This is a genomic window from Corallincola platygyrae, from assembly GCF_039544265.1.
GTDB lineage: Bacteria > Pseudomonadota > Gammaproteobacteria > Enterobacterales > Neiellaceae > Corallincola > Corallincola platygyrae.
In genome coordinates this window covers 173598-191455 of sequence record NZ_BAABLI010000007.1, presented here as the reverse complement: position 1 = coordinate 191455, position 17858 = coordinate 173598, and the positions used below count along the sequence as shown (strand labels likewise).

The window sequence follows — 17858 nt, the reverse complement described above, 5'->3', positions numbered from 1 at the left end:
CTGTTTAACAGGGCCAGGAGAGAAGCTAAATGGAAAGTAAGATTGTTGTGCCTGCTGACGGCCAAAAAATTACAGTAAACGCCGATGGCAGCCTTAACGTTCCTAATAACCCAATCATTCCATTCATCGAAGGTGACGGCATTGGTGTTGACGTTACCCCACCAATGAAGAAAGTTCTGGATGCGGCTGTAGAAAAAGCTTACGGCGGCGACAAGAAGATTTCTTGGATGGAAGTGTACTGCGGTGAGAAATCTACTCAGGTATACGGCGAAGACGTATGGCTGCCAGACGAAACGCTGGAAGCGGTAAAAGACTACGTTGTATCAATCAAAGGTCCTTTGACAACACCTGTAGGCGGCGGTATCCGTTCTTTGAACGTTGCTCTGCGTCAACTGCTTGACCTGTACACTTGTCTGCGTCCTGTTCGTTACTACGAAGGTACGCCAAGCCCTCTTAAGCAGCCTGAACTGACTGACATGGTGATTTTCCGTGAGAACTCGGAAGATATCTACGCGGGTATCGAATTCAAAGGCGATTCTGACGAAGCTAAGAAAGTTATCTCATTCCTGCAGAACGAAATGGGCGTAACTAAGATCCGTTTCCCTGAGAATTGTGGTATCGGTGTTAAGCCAGTATCTAAGGCGGGTACTGAGCGCTTGGTTAAAGCAGCTATCGAGTACGCAATCCAGAATGATCGTCCCTCTGTGACTCTGGTTCACAAAGGCAACATCATGAAATTTACCGAAGGTTCATTCAAAGACTGGGGCTACGAACTGGCTCTGGAAGCTTTCGGCGGCGAGCTGCTGGATGGCGGCCCTTGGGTGAAAATCAAAAACCCTAACAACGGCAAAGATATCATTATTAAAGATGTGATTGCTGATGCATTCCTGCAGCAGATCCTGCTGCGTCCGGCTGAATACGATGTGATCGCTACATTGAACCTGAACGGTGACTATGTTTCTGACGCTTTGGCGGCGCAGGTTGGCGGCATCGGTATTGCACCTGGCGCTAACATCGGTGATGGTGTTGCTCTGTTTGAGGCTACCCACGGTACTGCTCCTAAATATGCAGGTCAGGATAAAGTTAACCCTGGTTCACTGATCCTGTCTGGCGAAATGATGCTGCGTCATCTGGGTTGGACTGAAGCTGCTGACCTGGTAGTGAAGGGCATGGAAGGCGCTATCGCTGCTAAGACTGTAACTTATGACTTTGACCGTCTGATGGAAGGTGCAACCTTGCTGAAGTGCTCAGAGTTCGGTGATGCGATCATCAACAACATGTAATTTGTTGTGATTCATCGATTAAAAAAGCACCCAATTGGGTGCTTTTTTTTATGTACAGGAAGTACGGTATGTCGCGGGTGCATGGTACCCAAAGCACTTCGTGGGGCATGCAAATGCACAGGAGCGACGTTTTCTGTTAAAAAGAAAAAAGCAGGCCTGAGCCTGCTCCTCTTCTCTAATCGAATCAGTTACCGACTACTTAGAGCTGTCGTTAAGCTTGATGTCATGAGCGTGCATCCCCTTGGGGCCTTCATGAAGTTCGAACTCAACAGGCTGGCCTGCTTTAAGTGTACGATAGCCTTCCATTTCGATTGTTGAATAATGCGCAAATACGTCTTCACCGCCGTCATCTGGCACGATAAAGCCAAATCCCTTGGCATTGTTGAACCACTTAACTGTACCCGTTGCCATAAATCTACTTCCTTACCTCACTTCCTTAAGACTTGAACTCCTTGAACTTACGGTTGTGATGTTTTCACTATGCCCATATATATGAGACATTAAACACCGACTACCAGTGTCAAAAAATAGTCGATCTGACATGGCAGTCAAGGCTTTGACTGGTTTTTTTTAAGACGCGTAGTGAATTTATCATTTGAACTTGATATCAATTCGCGGCGTATCAGAGACGTACTAATATTGAAATTATGAGTAACGACGAGCAGGTAGATCACCATCACGAGTTAGACGTGGTAACGGCGAAACCGAAGGTTAAGCCGCCACCGATGTATAAGGTGATCCTAAATAATGATGACTACACTCCGATGGACTTTGTAGTCGAGGTTCTACAGAGATTTTTCAACTTAAATGTTGAGCAGGCAACTGAAGTGATGCTCTCCGTGCACTACAAAGGTAAAGGCGTGTGTGGTGTGTTCACCGCCGAGATAGCTGAAACAAAAGTTGAACAGGTCAACAGTTACGCCAGACAGCATGAGCACCCCTTGCTATGCTCAATGGAGAAGGCTTAAGTCGCTGCCGGTGGTAGCGAGTTTTCTAACTCAATGTGAGGTACGCCGATGTTAAACAAAGACCTCGAGATATCGCTCAACGGAGCCTTTCGCGAAGCGCGTGAGAATCGCCATGAATTCATGACCGTTGAACATCTCCTGTTGGCATTGCTGGACAATCCGTCTGCATCCGAGGCCCTATCTGCTTGTGGCGTTAGCCTCGACAGGCTTAGAGGTGAGTTAACTCGTTTTATTGCCGAAACAACACCGCTGATCCCTGAACACGATAGTGAACGGGAAACGCAGCCCACGCTTGGCTTTCAGCGCGTGCTTCAACGTGCTGTGTTTCATGTGCAAAGCTCTGGTGCCAGTGAAGTCTGTGGTGCCAATGTGCTGGTGGCCATCTTTTCCGAACAGGAATCCCAAGCGGTTTATCTGCTGAAGAAAGAAGATGTGAGCCGACTGGATGTCGTGAACTTTATTTCCCACGGCATTAGTAAGGTCGACCAACACTCAGGACCTGATCAGCCTCAGATAGACCAGGAACGTGAGAGTGAAGGCGAGGGTGCCAGTGAAGAAAATCGCTTGGAAAGTTTTTGCACCAACCTGAACAAACTGGCGGAAGAGGGCAATATTGACCCGCTAATCGGCCGGAACCAGGAACTTGAGCGCACCATTCAGGTACTTTGCCGTCGTCGTAAGAATAACCCCTTGCTTGTGGGTGAAGCGGGTGTCGGTAAAACCGCTATCGCTGAAGGCCTGGCATACCGCATTGTGCAAGGCCAGGTGCCCGAGGTTATTGAGAAGAGCACCATCTACTCTTTGGACATGGGGGCCTTGCTTGCAGGCACCAAGTACCGCGGAGATTTTGAGAAGCGGTTTAAATCAGTGCTAAAAGAGCTTCGCAAAGATCCCGGTGCCATTCTGTTTATCGACGAAATCCATACCATCATAGGTGCGGGTGCGGCCTCTGGTGGCATGATGGACGCCTCCAACCTGATTAAGCCGCTGTTGTCTGGTGGTAGCCTGCGCTGCATAGGGTCTACGACATACCAAGAGTTCCGCGGTGTGTTTGAGAAAGATCGCGCGTTAGTTCGTCGCTTCCAGAAGATCGACGTACTCGAGCCGAGTGTCGAAGAGACCACCAAGATCCTGAAAGGTCTCAAATCGCGCTACGAAGAGCACCATGGGGTAAGGTATACCGTTGGTTCATTGCGAGCAGCCGCTGAGCTTTCAGCTAAATACATCAATGAACGTCATCTGCCAGATAAAGCGATTGATGTGATTGATGAAGCGGGAGCGCGACTGAGATTAACCCCGCAGGGTAAACGCAAGAAAACCATCGGTGTGCATGACATCGAAGATATTGTTGCGCGTATAGCTCGTATCCCACAGAAAACGGTGACCCGTTCAGATAAAGATCTGCTTAAAAACCTAGATACCAACCTCAAGATGGTGGTGTTTGGACAGGATGAGGCGATCGATGTGCTATCTGAGTCTATCCAACTGGCTCGCGCAGGCTTGGGTAATGATCGAAAACCTGTTGGTTGTTTCCTGTTTGCAGGGCCCACTGGGGTGGGTAAAACAGAGGTAACTCAGCAGCTGGCGAAAGCCATGGGCGTTGAGCTTATTCGTTTTGATATGTCTGAGTATATGGAGCGCCATGCGGTCAGCCGCCTGATTGGTGCGCCTCCGGGCTATGTAGGTTATGACCAAGGTGGTTTGCTGACCGATGCGGTACTAAAAAACCCCCATAGCGTAGTGCTGCTCGATGAAATAGAAAAAGCGCATCAGGATGTCTATAACCTGCTGCTGCAGGTAATGGATAACGGAACCCTGACGGATAACAACGGACGTAAAGCAGACTTCCGTAATGTCATTCTGGTAATGACGACTAATGCCGGTGTACGAGAGACTGAACGAACCTCTATTGGGTTCAAGCAGCAGGACAACTCGTTCGATGGTAAATCTGAAATTAACCGTGTGTTTACTCCTGAATTCAGAAACCGCCTGGACAACGTAGTTTGGTTCAACCACTTGAGCGAAGAGGTGATCCAACAGGTCGTCGATAAGTTTATTGTCGAACTGCAAGCGCAATTGGATGACAAGCGTGTATCTCTGGAAGTCAGTGAGGAAGCGCGTTTGTGGCTCGCCAAAAAAGGCTACGACAAAGCGATGGGGGCTCGCCCAATGGCGCGCTTGATCCAGGAGCAACTGAAGAAGCCGTTGGCCTCAGAGCTGTTGTTTGGCGAGCTTGCCGCTGGCGGCAGTGTCAAAGTGACGGTGAAAAGTGATGAATTGGATATGGCTTTTTGCGGTGAAGATGAAGCCTGCCCAGCTTAGTTAAACGTTCAATCACGATACAAAAGCAAAAGCCCGGAATGTTCCGGGCTTTTTCATATTCTTTAAGAAGCATTGAAGCTTCCTGGCGCTTAACGGGCGCGGAAGACGATACGTCCTTTAGAGAGGTCGTAGGGAGTCAGCTGCACAGTCACTTTGTCCCCGGTCAAAATACGGATATAGTTCTTGCGCATTTTGCCGCTAATGTGGGCAGTGACCACATGTCCGTTTTCTAATTCTACACGGAACATGGTGTTTGGAAGGGTTTCCAACACAGTGCCCTGCATTTCAATGTTGTCTTCTTTCGCCATCTAGTAGAGATTCCTGTTAACGCCCAAATTTTAGACCGCGGAATTTTGCCGAAATTTGTCCAGTGTGTAAAGAAGAACCCTTACTCATATTGATTCCAATGCCCATTTTCCAGCATCTGATAGGGTTTATAGCGAGTTTTATAGTTCATCGCGGCACATTTATCTATTTGAAACCCAAGATAAAGAAACGGTTTTTGTTCTGATTTGGCGAACTCAATCTGCTTTAACAGGGCATAAGTGCCTAAGGAAAGCTTGTCGTACTCGGGCTCAAAAAAGGTGTACACCGCAGAGAGTGAGTCTTCCAGATAGTCGGTAACGGCAATACCCACCAGTGTTTTTTCATCATAGAGGCACAGGTATTTGGGTTGGTGCCAATGGCTGAACAAGAAATTTTCATACTGCTCATAACTTACTGGATTCATGCTGCTCTCAGCATGACGGATCTCTACATACCGTTTATAGAGCGGGTAGACGGCTGAGCGATCCAATTGATCAATTACTTCAATGGTGAGAGCACGATCTCCAGCATTAAGCACACGGCGCTGGCTTCGTGAGGGCTTGAAATCCTGGACTGGAATTCTAATGGGAACACAGGCTTTGCATTCGGGGCAGTGGGGCGCGTACAGGCTGTCACCACAGCGACGAAAGCCGTGCGCCAGCAAGTGGCGGTATTTGAAGTCGTCCGCTATCTCTTCGGCAGCCAAAACTACCAATCGCTCAAACTCGCCATCTATGTACTGGCAAGGGATGGTTTGGGTTATCCCAAGTCGGACACTAATTGATTCCGGCATAGTCGCTTACTAATCCTGTAATGTCCCGTGCTACCCAATGTTCTTCTGGCAGTACCGTGCAAATCTCTAAATTCAGCTGTTCGATATATTGTTTTCTGGGTACTTCGATTGCGCCAAGTGAGATCAAATGGGGATTAGCAATTTGGCAATCGATCCAGCGCGCTCCTGTACTGTGTAATAGTGCTACGAGCCCTGTGAGCGCGACCTTACTGGCGTCTGTTTGTCGAAAAAACATCGACTCCCCTGAAAACTGACGACCGCTGCAAACACCGTACAAGCCTCCTACCAAGGTTTCACCGGCCCAAACTTCAATGGAGTGGGCGGCTCCCTGACGATGTAATTCGCCATAAGCATGGGCCATTTCCGGTAAGATCCATGTGCCGGACTCTTGCTCTCTAGGACCGGCACAGCCCGCTACCACTTCATCAAACGCTCTGTTCACTGAGATTGTATAACCGCAGCGCCTCAGGCTCTTTTTCAGGCTTCGGGACACGCGAAAGCTGGCGATATCAAAGACACAGCGAGGATCGGGAGACCACCACAGTAGGGGATCCTCTTCTGAGAACCAGGGGAAGATACCGGACTGATACGCCCGCTTGAGTCTATCTGCGGAAAGATCACCACCGATGGCCAGCAACCCGTTGGGCTCTGACAGTGCATATTCGGTTGGCGGGAATATGGTTGTCGCAGTATCGAGTTCGGTAAGAAACTGGGTCATATCACCTTTGCAGCGGAAACGACTTAGCCTTTATAAAGCTTAACAAAAACGAAAGCCCGGTCGAGCCGGGCTTTGAGATTAATATGACACTAATGGGTTATTGAGCGTCCAGGTACCTTTCAGCGTCCAGTGCCGCCATACAACCTGTACCGGCAGAGGTAATAGCCTGACGATAGATATGGTCCATAACGTCACCCGCGGCGAACACACCTTCAATACTGGTTTGTGTCGCGTTGCCTTCGGTACCGCTTTCAACCTTCAGGTAGCCATCTTTCATGTCTAACTGACCAGCGAAAAGGTCGGTATTTGGCTTGTGGCCAATCGCAATAAATACACCTTGCAGTTCGAGCTCTTCGGTGGCATCAGACTTGGTATCTTTAATACGAACGCCTGTAACGCCCATATCATCACCCAAAACTTCGTCCAGTGTGCGATCCAGGTGAAGCACGATATTGCCTTCTTCCACTTTCTGCATCAGTCGGTCGGTCAGAATTTTCTCTGAACGGAACTGGTCGCGGCGGTGAATCAGATGAACTTCAGCTGCGATGTTTGACAGGTAGAGTGCTTCTTCAACAGCGGTGTTACCACCACCAACCACGGCAACTTTCTGGTTGCGGTAGAAGAAACCATCACAGGTTGCACAGGCGGATACACCACGGCCTTGGAAAGCTTCCTCAGAAGGCAGGCCCAGGTACATAGCAGATGCGCCAGTACAGATGATAAGTGCATCACAGGTGTAGCTGCCAGTGTCGCCTGTCAGCTTGAAAGGGCGTTCAGTCAGTTCCGCAGTATGAATATGATCGAAGATAATCTCGGTGTTGAATGCTTCAGCATGCTCACGCATACGCTCCATCAGCGCAGGGCCCGTCAGATCTTTAGGATCACCAGGCCAGTTTTCCACTTCCGTGGTCGTGGTCAGCTGACCACCTTGCTGCATACCTGTGATCAGGACGGGGTTAAGATTAGCGCGCGCTGCATATACAGCGGCTGTGTATCCTGCTGGGCCAGAGCCTAAGATCAGGAGGCGGGCGTGTTTCACGTCACTCATGCTGCTCTCCGCATCGGGTTTAAAACCGAGAATTGGTATCAATAAAGGGGGCCGATAATATCGAGCCCCCTGATAAGGGTAAAGTCTTAGTTGCTATATGTAGACGTGATCACAGCGTTTCAAGGGCAGGCACAAAATCGTAGCCCAACTCTTCCGCAACTGACTGACAGGTCACCTTGCCATGGCGCACGTTCAGGCCTTCCAACAGGTGTTTGTCTGCCTTCAGAGCGTCTTCGGCACCCATGTTTGCCAGCTTGATGATATAGGGCAGGGTAGCGTTGCTCAGGGCGTATGTACTGGTGCGAGCAACCGCGCCTGGCATGTTGGCGACACAATAGTGCACTACGTCATCAACAATGTAAGTGGGTTCGGCGTGCGTGGTGGCTTTGGCAGTTTCAAAACAGCCACCCTGGTCAATTGCTACGTCAACGACAGCGGCACCGGCTTTCATGCGGCTAACCATCTCTTTGGTGACCAGCTTAGGTGCTGCAGCACCAGGAACCAGTACACTACCTACTACCAGATCCGCTGCTAATACCTGTTCTTCCAGTGCTAAAGCAGTAGAGAAAACAGTCTTCACTCGGCCGTTAAACTCGGCGTCGATGGCGCGCAGTACGTCAATGCTGCGGTCCAGTACGGTTACGTCGGCACCCATGCCGACTGCCATTTGCGCAGCATTACGGCCAACAACGCCGCCACCAATCACAACTACTTTGGCAGGGCTTACACCCGGAACGCCACCGAGCAACATTCCACGACCGGCACGAGATTTTTCCAGGGCATAGGCACCAGCTTGGATAGACATACGGCCAGCCACTTCAGACATTGGCGCCAGCAAAGGTAAACGGCCCAGGTCATCAGTCACTGTTTCGTAAGCGATACAGGTGGCTTCTGAGTTAACCAGATCTGCCGTCTGCTCAGGATCTGGTGCCAGGTGCAGGTAGGTAAAGAGCGTGTGCTCTTTGTTCAGGCGCGCACGCTCGATAGCTTGTGGCTCTTTAACCTTTACGATCATCTTGGCAGTGGAAAACACTGCTTCAGCGGTAGGCAAAATCTCTGCGCCAGCAGAAACATAATCTTCATCAGCGAATCCGCTGCCCACTCCGGCTTGAGTTTCAACCACAACTTTGTGGTTGTTTTTAACCAGTTCCGCTACACCTGCCGGTGTCATAGCAACACGGAACTCATTGTTTTTAATCTCTTTTGGTATACCGACGATCATTTTTTAACCTATCTGAAGAAGCTAGTTGAGACAGATCAAAGTATAAATTCGAATTCAAAAAATGTTTCTCCAAATAACTTGTTAATAACGTGTAAAAACACTATAAATAGATTTCATAGTAGTGAAATTCACTGGTTAGATGCAGATAAAGCAGCTTAAAAAACTAGATAGGACAGATAGAAGCATTCTCCGGGAGCTACAACAGGACGCCAGAGTGTCCAATGTTGAGCTGGCCCGGCGCGTTGGGTTGAGCGCAACCCCCTGCCATGAAAGGGTTAAGCGCTTAGAGAGAGACGGCTTTATCCGTGGCTATCAGGCCGACCTAGACCCTTTTAAGTTGGGCAAGACGCTGCTGGTGTTCATTGAGATCACTTTGAACCGTGAGACGCCGGACCTTTTTGAGCGCTTTAATCGAGCGGTAATGACGTTGGATGAACTACAGGAATGTCACCTGGTATCAGGTGACTTCGATTATTTGTTAAAAGCCAGGGTGACAGACATGTCGGCATACCGCAGATTGTTGAGTGAAACCCTGTTAAAACTGCCCGGGGTAAGTGATAGTCGCACCTATGTTGTGATGGAAGAGGTGAAACAGCGCCCCGCCGTGTTGATTACCTGAGCGTTCAATGAGATCTTATAGGGATCTCTACGCAGGGAGTTCAGATTGAACAGGATCACTAAACCCGCCACGTTAAATGGCGTACAGCGATTATTAGAAGCTGCACTGATAGTGAGTAGTGTCGGTGCGGTATTTTTATTGCTGGCGTTATACAGCTATGCTCCGACCGATCCCGGTTGGTCGCAGACTGCGTTTGCGGGCGAAATAAAAAATATGACCGGTGCGGTAGGTGCGTTAGTCGCGGACCTGCTTTTCTTTGTGTTGGGCTATCAAGCCTACATGGTGCCTTTCTTGGTCGCTTTCCTCGGCTGGTACAGTTTCCGCCGTTACTACCACGTGTTTGAAATTGACTACATGGCGCTGTCGTTGCGGATGGTGGGTGGCTTATTGCTGCTTATTGGTATCTCAGCGCTGGCCAGTATCAATTTTGATGATTTTTACTTCTTTTCCGCGGGGGGCATGCTTGGCGATGTGATTGCCGCAAGCATGTTGCCTGTATTTAATCTGCTCGGTACCACGCTGCTGTTATTAGGTCTGGTGCTCTCTGGCTTTACGCTCGCTACAGGGCTCTCTTGGGTTGCAATCGCAGATTTTCTCGGCGCAGTACTTGTTTGGGGCGCTATTCAAGGCATCTACCGACCCATCCACAACTACATGGAGAGCCGTAAAGAGGGCGCCACCGAAGCATCGAATACTGAGGAAACCGAATTAGAGGAAGCGCCAGCCACAGGTTTTGTCGAAGAGGAAGACAATGAGCCTTCACTTCGTTTAGAAGAACTTGAGCCGTTTGAGCCAGAAGATATCGACGAAGACGAGTACGACTATGAAGAGGAGTTCGATCCGCTTGCGTCCAGCACGCCTTCGCCAACGCTAAATCTGGCTGAAAACTCTGCTCCCATTGTGGCGCCTGCATTTGAACCGCCCAAACAGGTAGTGAATGGCGGAACTGCACCTCTGCCTGCGGTTGCGGCATCGGCAGATGTCGCCAGTGAAGTGACCGAAATGCCAACCATTGGCTTGCTTGATCGGGCAGATAAAAGCACCAACCCGGTAACACAGGAAGAGATGGATAAGGTTAGCCGTTTGGTTGAAGCCAAGCTGCTGGATTTTGGCGTTCAGGCCGAAGTTGTTGGTGTTTACCCTGGCCCTGTGATCACACGATTTGAACTTGACCTTGCCCCCGGCGTTAAAGTGTCTCGTATCTCCAACCTATCCAAAGACCTGGCTCGTGCGCTGAGTGCCATTAGCGTGCGTGTTGTCGAAGTAATTCCGGGCAAGTCTGTGATTGGTTTGGAGCTACCCAACGCCCATCGCGAGATCGTACGTTTGTCAGAAGTGATTGCCTGTCCGGCGTTCGAAAATGGTAAATCCAACCTGACCATGGTGTTGGGTAAAGATATCGGCGGTAAATCGGTCGCCGTGGATTTGGCAAAGATGCCACACCTGCTGGTAGCGGGTACCACGGGATCGGGTAAATCAGTGGGCGTGAACGTGATGATCGTGAGCCTGCTGTATAAGTCCAAGCCGGAAGATGTTCGCTTTATTATGATCGACCCCAAGATGCTGGAGCTTTCCGTTTATGAAGGTATCCCACATCTTTTGGCGGAAGTTGTCACCGACATGAAAGATGCGGCCAATGCGCTGCGTTGGTGTGTGGGTGAGATGGAGCGCCGCTACAAGCTGATGAGCGCCTTGGGTGTGCGGAACCTGAAAGGCTTTAATGCCAAGGTCACGGAAGCGATTGAAGCGGGTACGCCTCTTAAAGATCCGCTGTGGAAGCCCGGCGATAGCATGGATGACTCAGCGCCTGAGCTGGAGAAGCTACCCAGCATTGTGGTGGTTGTTGACGAGTTTGCTGACTTGATGATGATTGTCGGCAAGAAGGTGGAAGAGTTGATTGCGCGACTGGCTCAGAAAGCCCGTGCTGCAGGTATTCACCTTATTCTGGCAACTCAGCGTCCGTCGGTAGATGTGATTACAGGTCTGATTAAAGCCAATATCCCAACCCGTATGGCATTCCAGGTATCGAGCAAAGTCGATTCACGAACCATTCTTGATCAGCCGGGCGCAGAGCAACTGTTGGGGCAGGGCGATATGCTTTACCTGCCGCCGGGTACCGGCGTTCCAACCCGTGTTCACGGTGCATTTATCGATGACCATGAAGTGCATGCTGTGGTTGAAGATTGGAAGAAGCGTGGCAAGCCGGATTATATCGACGAGATCCTGAGCGGAGAGATCACAGCAGAAACGGCACTTCCAGGTGAACGTCCTGAGGGTGAAGAGGACCTGGACCCTCTTTACGACGAAGCGGTCGCTTTTGTCACTGAGAGTCGCAGAGGATCTATCTCCAGCGTCCAGCGTAAATTCAAAATTGGTTACAATCGCGCGGCACGTTTGATCGAACAGATGGAAATGGACGGTGTCGTATCAGGACCAGGCCATAACGGCAATAGAGAAGTCCTGGCGCCACCACCGCCAAGAGACTGATTTGCCCAAATAGCTAATCAGAAAATGAGTAAGTATTGAGAGCAAGAATGATCTTAACTTCTTTTAAAAAGCTGGCCTCCGTGCCAGCTGTTTTCGTTTATTGCATGTCCCTGGTGGTTGCTTCAGCGTTTGCTGCAGACAAAGCGCCAGAGAAGCCAAAAACATTGCGTGACAGGCTGGCCAGTTATCAGTCATTTTCTGCTGAGTTTAATCAACAGGTACACTCGTTTGATGGTGAGCTGGTTCAGGAAGCGACCGGTGTTATCAAAGTTAAAACACCGGATCAGTTTGTCTGGGAAACCATCTCTCCTGATGAGCACTTGGTGCAGTCAGATGGCAACACCGTTTGGGTATTTAACCCTCTGTTGGAGCAGGTAAGCCTCTACAGCGCGCAAGACGTGATGAAAGACAGTCCCATCCTGCTGTTGGCTGAGAATGACCCTAAGGTATGGGCGCAGTATCGCGTGCGCGTAGTCGGTGAACGCTATGAAGTGACGCCACTGGAAGCGGGCGGCAACATTGAGCGTTTTGAACTCCAGTTTGCAGGCAACCAGTTAACCGAACTGCTGATTGTTGACAGTCAGGGGCAGCGCAGCCAATTTAAACTGACTAAGTTCACTGCGCCAGCAGAGCTTGCGGAAGGCACTTTCAGCTTTGTTGTTCCCGAGGGGGTCGACGTGGACGATCAGCGCGCCGAAGCTAATGCCGGATAATCTCTCCTTTTCTTTTGCTGATACCACTCAGTATCAGCCTTTGGCCGCCCGTATGCGGCCTCAAACCATTGACCAATATGTAGGGCAGCCTCACCTGTTAGGTGAGGGCAAGCCGCTGCGCCGCGCACTGGAACATGGTCAGGTTCACTCCATGATCCTGTGGGGACCACCGGGTACCGGCAAAACCACCTTGGCTGAGTTGTTTGCCGGGCATTGCAATGCTGAAATTGAGCGTATTTCAGCCGTGACTGCTGGCGTTAAAGATATTCGTGCGGCTATTGAACGCGCCGAGCGAAATCTGCACGATCTTGGACGGCGTACTCTGTTGTTTGTTGATGAGGTGCACCGTTTCAACAAATCTCAGCAGGACGCATTTCTACCTCATATCGAAGCGGGTACGGTTACGTTCATAGGCGCGACGACGGAAAACCCCTCTTTTGAACTGAATGCCGCGTTGCTCAGTCGAGCCCGTGTATACGTCATTAAGCCTTTAGACAAGCCATCCTTGAAAGGACTGGTGAATGGCGCACTGACCTGCCCAGAGCGTGGTCTGGGTGAAAAACAGCTGACGCTGGAAGCTGATGCAGAGGAGCTTTTGCTGGACCTGGCTGCTGGTGATGCGCGTCGATTGCTGAACTTGCTGGAAATGGCCAGCGATTTGGTGGAAGGGGATAGCAAGGTTATTGAGAAAGGGTTGGTTGCCGATGTTTCCGGACAACAGGTTGCCCAATTCGATAAGCAGGGCGATCACTATTACGACCAGATCTCGGCTCTGCATAAATCGATTCGTGGCTCATCCCCTGATGGCGCACTTTACTGGTATGCACGCATGCTCAATGCTGGCTGCGATCCACTTTATGTTGCCAGGCGTCTGCTGGCTATTGCGTCTGAAGATGTTGGCAATGCCGATCCGAAAGCGATGGATGTCGCGCTGAATGCCTGGGATTGTTTTCAGCGAGTCGGCCCGGCAGAAGGAGAGCGGGCAATTGCCCAGGCGATTGTTTATCTGGCTGTCGCTCCAAAGAGTAATGCCGTGTACACCGCGTTTAAACAAGCGCTTAGAGATGCCGCGGAATTGCCGCAGTATGAGGTACCCGTGCATCTGCGCAACGCACCGACGAAATTGGCTAAATCGCTGGGACATGGCGCAGAGTATCGATATGCTCACGACGAGCCGGGCGCTTATGCTGCAGGCGAGAGTTATCTGCCTCCTGAGCTGTCCGAGCGACGCTATTATCAGCCAACAGATCGTGGTCTTGAGCAAAAAATCCAACAGAAACTGGCGTATCTGGCGCAATTAGATGCTGCCAGTGATAAAAAACGCGATCTGTGATGATCCCATCCCTTGGTTTCAGCGCCGCCTCTGTTAAACTTGGCGGCCATAAGAAGGGGCCATGTGATGTTTCGATGAAGCTCAGGTGTTCTACGTAGCTTGAGTCATAGAGACAACCCCACCTTTTAATCATTAACGAGTACAACACGCAAAATGCTGGACGCTAAATTTCTTCGCACCGAAATCGATGAGACGGCCACACTGCTGGCCAAACGTGGTTATGAGCTGGATGTAGAGCGATTTAAGTCGCTCGAAGAGCAGCGTAAATCCCTGCAGGTAAAAACTGAACAGTTGCAGAGTGAGCGTAACACCCGTTCCAAGTCGATCGGTCAGGCTAAGGCCCGTGGCGAAGATATCCAGCCGTTACTGGCAGAAGTAGGCTCTCTGGGTGAAGAGCTGGACGCAGCTAAGGCTGAGTTGAGCAAGCTGCTCGAAGAGATTAAAGAACTGAGCCAGGGCATTCCAAACCTTCCACACGAGTCCGTACCTGAAGGTAAAGACGAAGAGGAAAACCAAGAGATCCGCCGCTGGGGCGAACCGCGTGAGTTCGATTTTGAGCCTAAAGATCATGTCGACCTGGGTGACTTTGGCAAGAGCATGGATTTTGAATCAGCAGTGAAACTGTCTGGTTCGCGCTTTGTTGTTATGCGTGGTGAGATGGCACGCCTGCATCGTGCTTTAGCCCAGTTTATGTTGGACCTGCATACCCAGCAGCACGGATACCAGGAGATGTACGTACCTTACCTGGTTAACGCCGACTCATTGCGCGGTACAGGTCAGCTGCCTAAGTTTGGTGAAGACCTGTTCAACACGCAGCCTGCTACCGAAGAGGGCGTTGGCATGTCGCTGATCCCCACCGCTGAGGTACCACTGACTAACTTGGCTCGCGATACCATTACTGATGAAGCAGACTTGCCTGTGCGTATGGTTGCGCATACGCCATGTTTCCGTTCAGAAGCCGGCTCTTATGGCCGTGATGTGCGTGGCCTGATTCGTCAGCACCAGTTTGACAAAGTTGAGCTGGTACACCTGGTTAAGCCGGAAGATTCATTTGAAGCCTTGGAAACTCTGACTCTGCACGCTGAAAAAGTACTGCAGCTGTTGAAATTGCCGTACCGCACCATGCTGTTATGTACCGGTGATATGGGCTTCGGTGCTTGTAAGACGTACGATCTGGAAGTATGGATCCCCACTCAGGGAACTTACCGTGAGATCTCCTCTTGCAGTAACATGCTCGACTTTCAGGCGCGTCGTATGCAGGCTCGTTATCGTGCCAAAGGCGCGAAGAAGCCTGAGTTGCTGCACACGCTGAATGGCTCTGGCCTGGCGGTAGGACGCACCTTGGTGGCAGTGCTGGAGAACTACCAGCAGGAAGATGGTTCTGTTGAAGTGCCGGAAGTACTGCGTCCTTACATGGGTGGCACAACCCATATCTTGAAGCGTGACTAGTCGTATCGCTTGATTAAAAAAGGAGCCGAAAGGGCTCCTTTTTTACTTCTGGCGTTTCACGTTGTTTATATACACTTTACCGGCTTTGGCAGACCCGCGATCTTGGTTGCCTGTTTGGCAGGGCCTTTAGGAAACAACTTATACAGATAGCGGCTGTTACCTTTCTCTTCGCCATATTTTTTCGCCATCGCTTTAACCAATACGCGGATCGCCGGACTAGTTTCAAACTCTAGGTAAAACTCCCGAACGAAATGAACCACTTGCCAGTGGTTATCTGTCATTTCTATCTTCTCTGCGTCGGCGATGATCTGCGCAAGAGCTTCGCTCCAGTCATCAATGTTTTCCAGATAACCGGCTTTATCGGTGGCAATGGTTTTGCCTTCAAATTCGTACATGAAAACTACCAACTGATGATGGGGTGGTGCGACAGAGTCAGTTCAACCATTTGGTCGATGGTTATGCTCTTCACAGTGCTTGGTAACTCAGAAATGCCTCGTGCCTGAGCATCCTCCTCCAGCACGTAGACACCAGATGACATATTCGTCAGCGTATCATTGGTAAGCCAGGTGGGGAGGGCGAAACAGGCATCGGCACGCAATAACATGGCTGCATTTGCTGGTAATTGCGAAAGACTGCCCTGTTCAGGGGGCTTATTAAATATGATTAATGGGGTCATTTAAATACTCAGAACAATATCGAATGACGATAACGAGGAGGCAATCTGATTTTCGTCCACGAACTGAACACTTTCGCGAAGCCTGGATCCGGCAAGTCCTCTTTTTTTCATCGCTTGTTTATTCACCCACACCTCCTCAATGTCGTACATGTCGAAGGCTCCAAACTGCTTGAGAAAGTTTGCATAACCCGCTTTTTCAGGTTTTGTGCTGTCGCAACAAGCTGATACGGCATCATCTGTGAAAATCAGCGTGACTGCCTGATCGTATGCGGCATAGGCTAAGCCGATATCTATCGTTTCCTGAACCTGATTGCCGTCAAAAGGTGATTGGCGAAAGACCAGCGCAATACGTTTATCCATCAACTTCGCCTATTTAAAGTGGATCGTGCGATCTGACTTGAGGGAATGGGTTACCAACTCACCCAGTCCGCCGATATGAAAACCGGAATGCAGGTTAGCCGACCCACTGACATCATCTGCTTCCTCTTGATTGAGGATGCCGCGTCTGAGTGACGATGCAACACACAGTATCAGGGGAACACTGTGTTCAGCAGAAAAGCCGGCCCATCGCTCAGCCCAATTGCTCTCATTTCCGGCTGGAGATAGCAACTTGGAGCCTGTTGTTACACCTTCCTGGAAAAAGAAAACCTGTTTCACGCTGTGACCCTGCGTAATTGCAGCCAATGCAAACTGGTATGCCGTTTTGTGTGCCTGGTGAGAAACAGGAGAGGCACTGATTGAGATAGTAAATGTCGCCATGGCGCTATTATCGGACAGTGTTATCAAAAGAAAAAGGCTTAAATTAGGCCAACTTCTGGTCGTCTTGCTTAGATAATGAGCAAACGATACTAATGAGTTAAATAGGGGCTTTACAACTGAAATTAACCACCGTATTATTCGCGGCGTTCCGGAGGGGTGCCAGAGTGGTTGAATGGACCGGTCTTGAAAACCGGCGTAGGCTTATACCCTACCGTGGGTTCAAATCCCACCTCCTCCGCCATCTCTTAAAAGGCCGTCGATATCGACGGCCTTTTTCGTTTCTGGCTCCCGGCTCTCCCCATTTTCCTTCGCTCCGCAATTTGACCAGCTTCACAACAATGTCACAAAACTGCTATTTGATTGTGCGGCACACTGCGGATGCGCAAGTTTGCGCTGTGATTAGCTTTATTTTAGATTGTGGCATTCGTTATTATTCAGTGTACGGATTTGTTAAAGGACATCCGTATAGCCAACGGATTAGAGGCGCAGTTTTCGTATTAGCTTTTTTTTGGAGTGCCATCCGTGATCCGAGTTTTTCTCGTTGATGACCATGAACTTGTTCGCACCGGAATTCGCCGCCTGTTAGAGGATGTACGCGGCATGCAAGTCATGGGTGAAGTTGATAATGGTGAAGATGCGGTAAAGTGGGCCAGAGATAATCAGCCTGACGTTATTCTCATGGACATGAATATGCCGGGTATTGGCGGCTTAGAAGCCACCCGAAAAATTCTTCGTCATTCACCTGACAGCAAAATTATTGTTTTGACTGTTCACACAGAAAACCCATTCCCGAGCAAAGTAATGCAGGCGGGGGCATGCGGCTACCTGTCAAAAGGTGCAGCGCCTGACGAAGTCATTTTCGCTTAGTCAACAGCGGTCAGCGCTATTTATCTCCTGAAATTGCTCAGCAAATGGCACTTAGCCAATTCAGCGACAGTCAGGAAAACCCATTCAAAGAACTTTCTGAGCGCGAGTTGCAGATCATGTTGATGATCACTCGTGGTGAGAAGGTCAGTTACATCTCAGAACAACTTAACCTCAGTCCTAAAACAGTGAACAGCTATCGCTATCGTTTGTTTAAGAAGCTGGACATTGATGGTGATGTTGAACTTACCCATTTGGCGATCCGCCACGGAATGCTAGACGCTGAAAAACTCTAGCC

General features: G+C 49.9%; 18 protein-coding genes, 1 tRNA gene and 1 pseudogene. 10 read left to right on the top strand and 10 right to left on the bottom strand.

The genetic code is table 11. The features are described 5' to 3' along the window. Positions 1 to 29 precede the first annotated feature (29 nt). On the top strand, positions 30 to 1283 hold the full coding sequence (icd, locus tag ABEA14_RS05320) for an NADP-dependent isocitrate dehydrogenase (RefSeq protein ID WP_345338838.1): 1254 nt from the start codon (positions 30 to 32) through the stop codon (positions 1281 to 1283). A 195-nt stretch (positions 1284 to 1478) separates the two neighbouring features. On the opposite strand, the gene cspD is transcribed toward icd, so the two are convergent. Next, positions 1479 to 1694: a cold shock domain-containing protein CspD gene (gene cspD, locus ABEA14_RS05315; protein ID WP_345338837.1), complete on the bottom strand. Its 216-nt coding sequence runs from the start codon at positions 1692 to 1694 to the stop codon at positions 1479 to 1481. Between the two features lie 236 nt (positions 1695 to 1930). On the opposite strand from cspD, the gene clpS reads away from it, so the two are divergent. Both clpS and clpA read left to right on the top strand, forming a co-directional pair. Then, positions 1931 to 2251, top strand: coding sequence for an ATP-dependent Clp protease adapter ClpS (clpS, locus tag ABEA14_RS05310; protein WP_345338836.1), 321 nt, complete (start codon positions 1931 to 1933; stop codon positions 2249 to 2251). Positions 2252 to 2299: 48 nt separating this feature from the next. Beyond that, positions 2300 to 4573, top strand: coding sequence for an ATP-dependent Clp protease ATP-binding subunit ClpA (clpA, locus tag ABEA14_RS05305; protein WP_345338835.1), 2274 nt, complete (start codon positions 2300 to 2302; stop codon positions 4571 to 4573). An 89-nt stretch (positions 4574 to 4662) separates the two neighbouring features. Here clpA and infA read toward each other — a convergent pair whose 3' ends face one another. The 5 genes from infA to ald form a co-directional block, all read right to left on the bottom strand. Then, positions 4663 to 4881: a translation initiation factor IF-1 gene (gene infA / locus ABEA14_RS05300; protein WP_345338834.1), complete on the bottom strand. Its 219-nt coding sequence runs from the start codon at positions 4879 to 4881 to the stop codon at positions 4663 to 4665. A gap of 80 nt (positions 4882 to 4961) precedes the next feature. After that, positions 4962 to 5672: an arginyltransferase gene (locus ABEA14_RS05295; RefSeq protein WP_345338832.1), complete on the bottom strand. Its 711-nt coding sequence runs from the start codon at positions 5670 to 5672 to the stop codon at positions 4962 to 4964. Then, positions 5656 to 6390: a leucyl/phenylalanyl-tRNA--protein transferase gene (aat, locus tag ABEA14_RS05290; protein WP_345338831.1), complete on the bottom strand. Its 735-nt coding sequence runs from the start codon at positions 6388 to 6390 to the stop codon at positions 5656 to 5658. The genes ABEA14_RS05295 and aat overlap by 17 nt, the downstream gene beginning before the upstream one ends. Before the next feature lie 97 nt (positions 6391 to 6487). Then, positions 6488 to 7438, bottom strand: coding sequence for a thioredoxin-disulfide reductase (trxB, locus tag ABEA14_RS05285; RefSeq protein ID WP_345338830.1), 951 nt, complete (start codon positions 7436 to 7438; stop codon positions 6488 to 6490). 109 nt (positions 7439 to 7547) lie between these two features. Next, positions 7548 to 8660: an alanine dehydrogenase gene (gene ald, locus ABEA14_RS05280; protein WP_345338829.1), complete on the bottom strand. Its 1113-nt coding sequence runs from the start codon at positions 8658 to 8660 to the stop codon at positions 7548 to 7550. Between the two features lie 139 nt (positions 8661 to 8799). On the opposite strand from ald, the gene lrp reads away from it, so the two are divergent. The 5 genes from lrp (at position 8800) to serS (ending at position 15261) form a co-directional block, all read left to right on the top strand. Further along, complete coding sequence (gene lrp, locus ABEA14_RS05275; protein WP_345338828.1) at positions 8800 to 9279, top strand: leucine-responsive transcriptional regulator Lrp; 480 nt, start codon at positions 8800 to 8802, stop codon at positions 9277 to 9279. A 45-nt stretch (positions 9280 to 9324) separates the two neighbouring features. Beyond that, positions 9325 to 11766, top strand: a complete 2442-nt coding sequence (locus ABEA14_RS05270; RefSeq protein ID WP_345338827.1) for a DNA translocase FtsK — start codon at positions 9325 to 9327, stop codon at positions 11764 to 11766. Positions 11767 to 11813: 47 nt separating this feature from the next. After that, positions 11814 to 12479 carry an outer membrane lipoprotein periplasmic chaperone LolA gene (lolA, locus tag ABEA14_RS05265; protein WP_345338826.1) on the top strand — a complete coding sequence of 222 codons (666 nt, stop codon included), beginning with the start codon at positions 11814 to 11816 and terminating at the stop codon, positions 12477 to 12479. Then, positions 12469 to 13812 (top strand): replication-associated recombination protein A, encoded by a 1344-nt coding sequence (locus tag ABEA14_RS05260; protein ID WP_345338825.1) that lies wholly within the window; start codon positions 12469 to 12471, stop codon positions 13810 to 13812. The genes lolA and ABEA14_RS05260 overlap by 11 nt, the downstream gene beginning before the upstream one ends. 153 nt (positions 13813 to 13965) lie before the next feature. Beyond that, positions 13966 to 15261, top strand: coding sequence for a serine--tRNA ligase (serS, locus tag ABEA14_RS05255; RefSeq protein WP_345338823.1), 1296 nt, complete (start codon positions 13966 to 13968; stop codon positions 15259 to 15261). Between the two features lie 65 nt (positions 15262 to 15326). Here the strand turns inward: serS and tusE are convergent, their stop codons facing one another. From tusE to tusD, 4 genes are read right to left on the bottom strand one after another with little or no spacing between them, the layout of a single operon-like run. Continuing rightward, positions 15327 to 15656: a sulfurtransferase TusE gene (gene tusE / locus ABEA14_RS05250; RefSeq protein WP_345338822.1), complete on the bottom strand. Its 330-nt coding sequence runs from the start codon at positions 15654 to 15656 to the stop codon at positions 15327 to 15329. A gap of 5 nt (positions 15657 to 15661) precedes the next feature. Continuing rightward, positions 15662 to 15937: a DsrH/TusB family sulfur relay protein gene (locus ABEA14_RS05245; RefSeq protein ID WP_345338821.1), complete on the bottom strand. Its 276-nt coding sequence runs from the start codon at positions 15935 to 15937 to the stop codon at positions 15662 to 15664. Then, positions 15938 to 16297, bottom strand: coding sequence for a sulfurtransferase complex subunit TusC (gene tusC, locus ABEA14_RS05240; RefSeq protein ID WP_345338820.1), 360 nt, complete (start codon positions 16295 to 16297; stop codon positions 15938 to 15940). Positions 16298 to 16306: 9 nt separating this feature from the next. Continuing rightward, entirely contained in the window at positions 16307 to 16696 is a 390-nt protein-coding gene (tusD, locus tag ABEA14_RS05235) for a sulfurtransferase complex subunit TusD (RefSeq protein ID WP_345338819.1), read from the bottom strand. Positions 16697 to 16846: 150 nt separating this feature from the next. On the opposite strand from tusD, the gene ABEA14_RS05230 reads away from it, so the two are divergent. Next, positions 16847 to 16937 (top strand) — tRNA-Ser (locus ABEA14_RS05230). A 281-nt stretch (positions 16938 to 17218) separates the two neighbouring features. Continuing rightward, positions 17219 to 17856 (top strand): annotated as a pseudogene (gene uvrY / locus ABEA14_RS05225) (UvrY/SirA/GacA family response regulator transcription factor). Positions 17857 to 17858: the final 2 nt, after the last annotated feature.

What these genes read in the sequence shown, in the direction of transcription:
- clpS (WP_345338836.1), top strand. Translation starts at nt 1,931, where the DNA reads ATGAGTAACGACGAGCAGGTAGATCACCATCACGAGTTAGACGTGGTA.
- clpA (WP_345338835.1), top strand. Translation starts at nt 2,300, where the DNA reads ATGTTAAACAAAGACCTCGAGATATCGCTCAACGGAGCCTTTCGCGAA.
- ald (WP_345338829.1), bottom strand. Translation starts at nt 8,660, where the DNA reads ATGATCGTCGGTATACCAAAAGAGATTAAAAACAATGAGTTCCGTGTT.
- serS (WP_345338823.1), top strand. Translation starts at nt 13,966, where the DNA reads ATGCTGGACGCTAAATTTCTTCGCACCGAAATCGATGAGACGGCCACA.
- infA (WP_345338834.1), bottom strand. Translation starts at nt 4,881, where the DNA reads ATGGCGAAAGAAGACAACATTGAAATGCAGGGCACTGTGTTGGAAACC.
- tusE (WP_345338822.1), bottom strand. Translation starts at nt 15,656, where the DNA reads ATGTACGAATTTGAAGGCAAAACCATTGCCACCGATAAAGCCGGTTAT.
- lrp (WP_345338828.1), top strand. Translation starts at nt 8,800, where the DNA reads ATGCAGATAAAGCAGCTTAAAAAACTAGATAGGACAGATAGAAGCATT.
- cspD (WP_345338837.1), bottom strand. Translation starts at nt 1,694, where the DNA reads ATGGCAACGGGTACAGTTAAGTGGTTCAACAATGCCAAGGGATTTGGC.
- aat (WP_345338831.1), bottom strand. Translation starts at nt 6,390, where the DNA reads ATGACCCAGTTTCTTACCGAACTCGATACTGCGACAACCATATTCCCG.
- tusC (WP_345338820.1), bottom strand. Translation starts at nt 16,297, where the DNA reads ATGGATAAACGTATTGCGCTGGTCTTTCGCCAATCACCTTTTGACGGC.
- ABEA14_RS05295 (WP_345338832.1), bottom strand. Translation starts at nt 5,672, where the DNA reads ATGCCGGAATCAATTAGTGTCCGACTTGGGATAACCCAAACCATCCCT.
- icd (WP_345338838.1), top strand. Translation starts at nt 30, where the DNA reads ATGGAAAGTAAGATTGTTGTGCCTGCTGACGGCCAAAAAATTACAGTA.
- tusD (WP_345338819.1), bottom strand. Translation starts at nt 16,696, where the DNA reads ATGGCGACATTTACTATCTCAATCAGTGCCTCTCCTGTTTCTCACCAG.
- trxB (WP_345338830.1), bottom strand. Translation starts at nt 7,438, where the DNA reads ATGAGTGACGTGAAACACGCCCGCCTCCTGATCTTAGGCTCTGGCCCA.
- ABEA14_RS05260 (WP_345338825.1), top strand. Translation starts at nt 12,469, where the DNA reads ATGCCGGATAATCTCTCCTTTTCTTTTGCTGATACCACTCAGTATCAG.
- lolA (WP_345338826.1), top strand. Translation starts at nt 11,814, where the DNA reads ATGATCTTAACTTCTTTTAAAAAGCTGGCCTCCGTGCCAGCTGTTTTC.
- ABEA14_RS05245 (WP_345338821.1), bottom strand. Translation starts at nt 15,937, where the DNA reads ATGACCCCATTAATCATATTTAATAAGCCCCCTGAACAGGGCAGTCTT.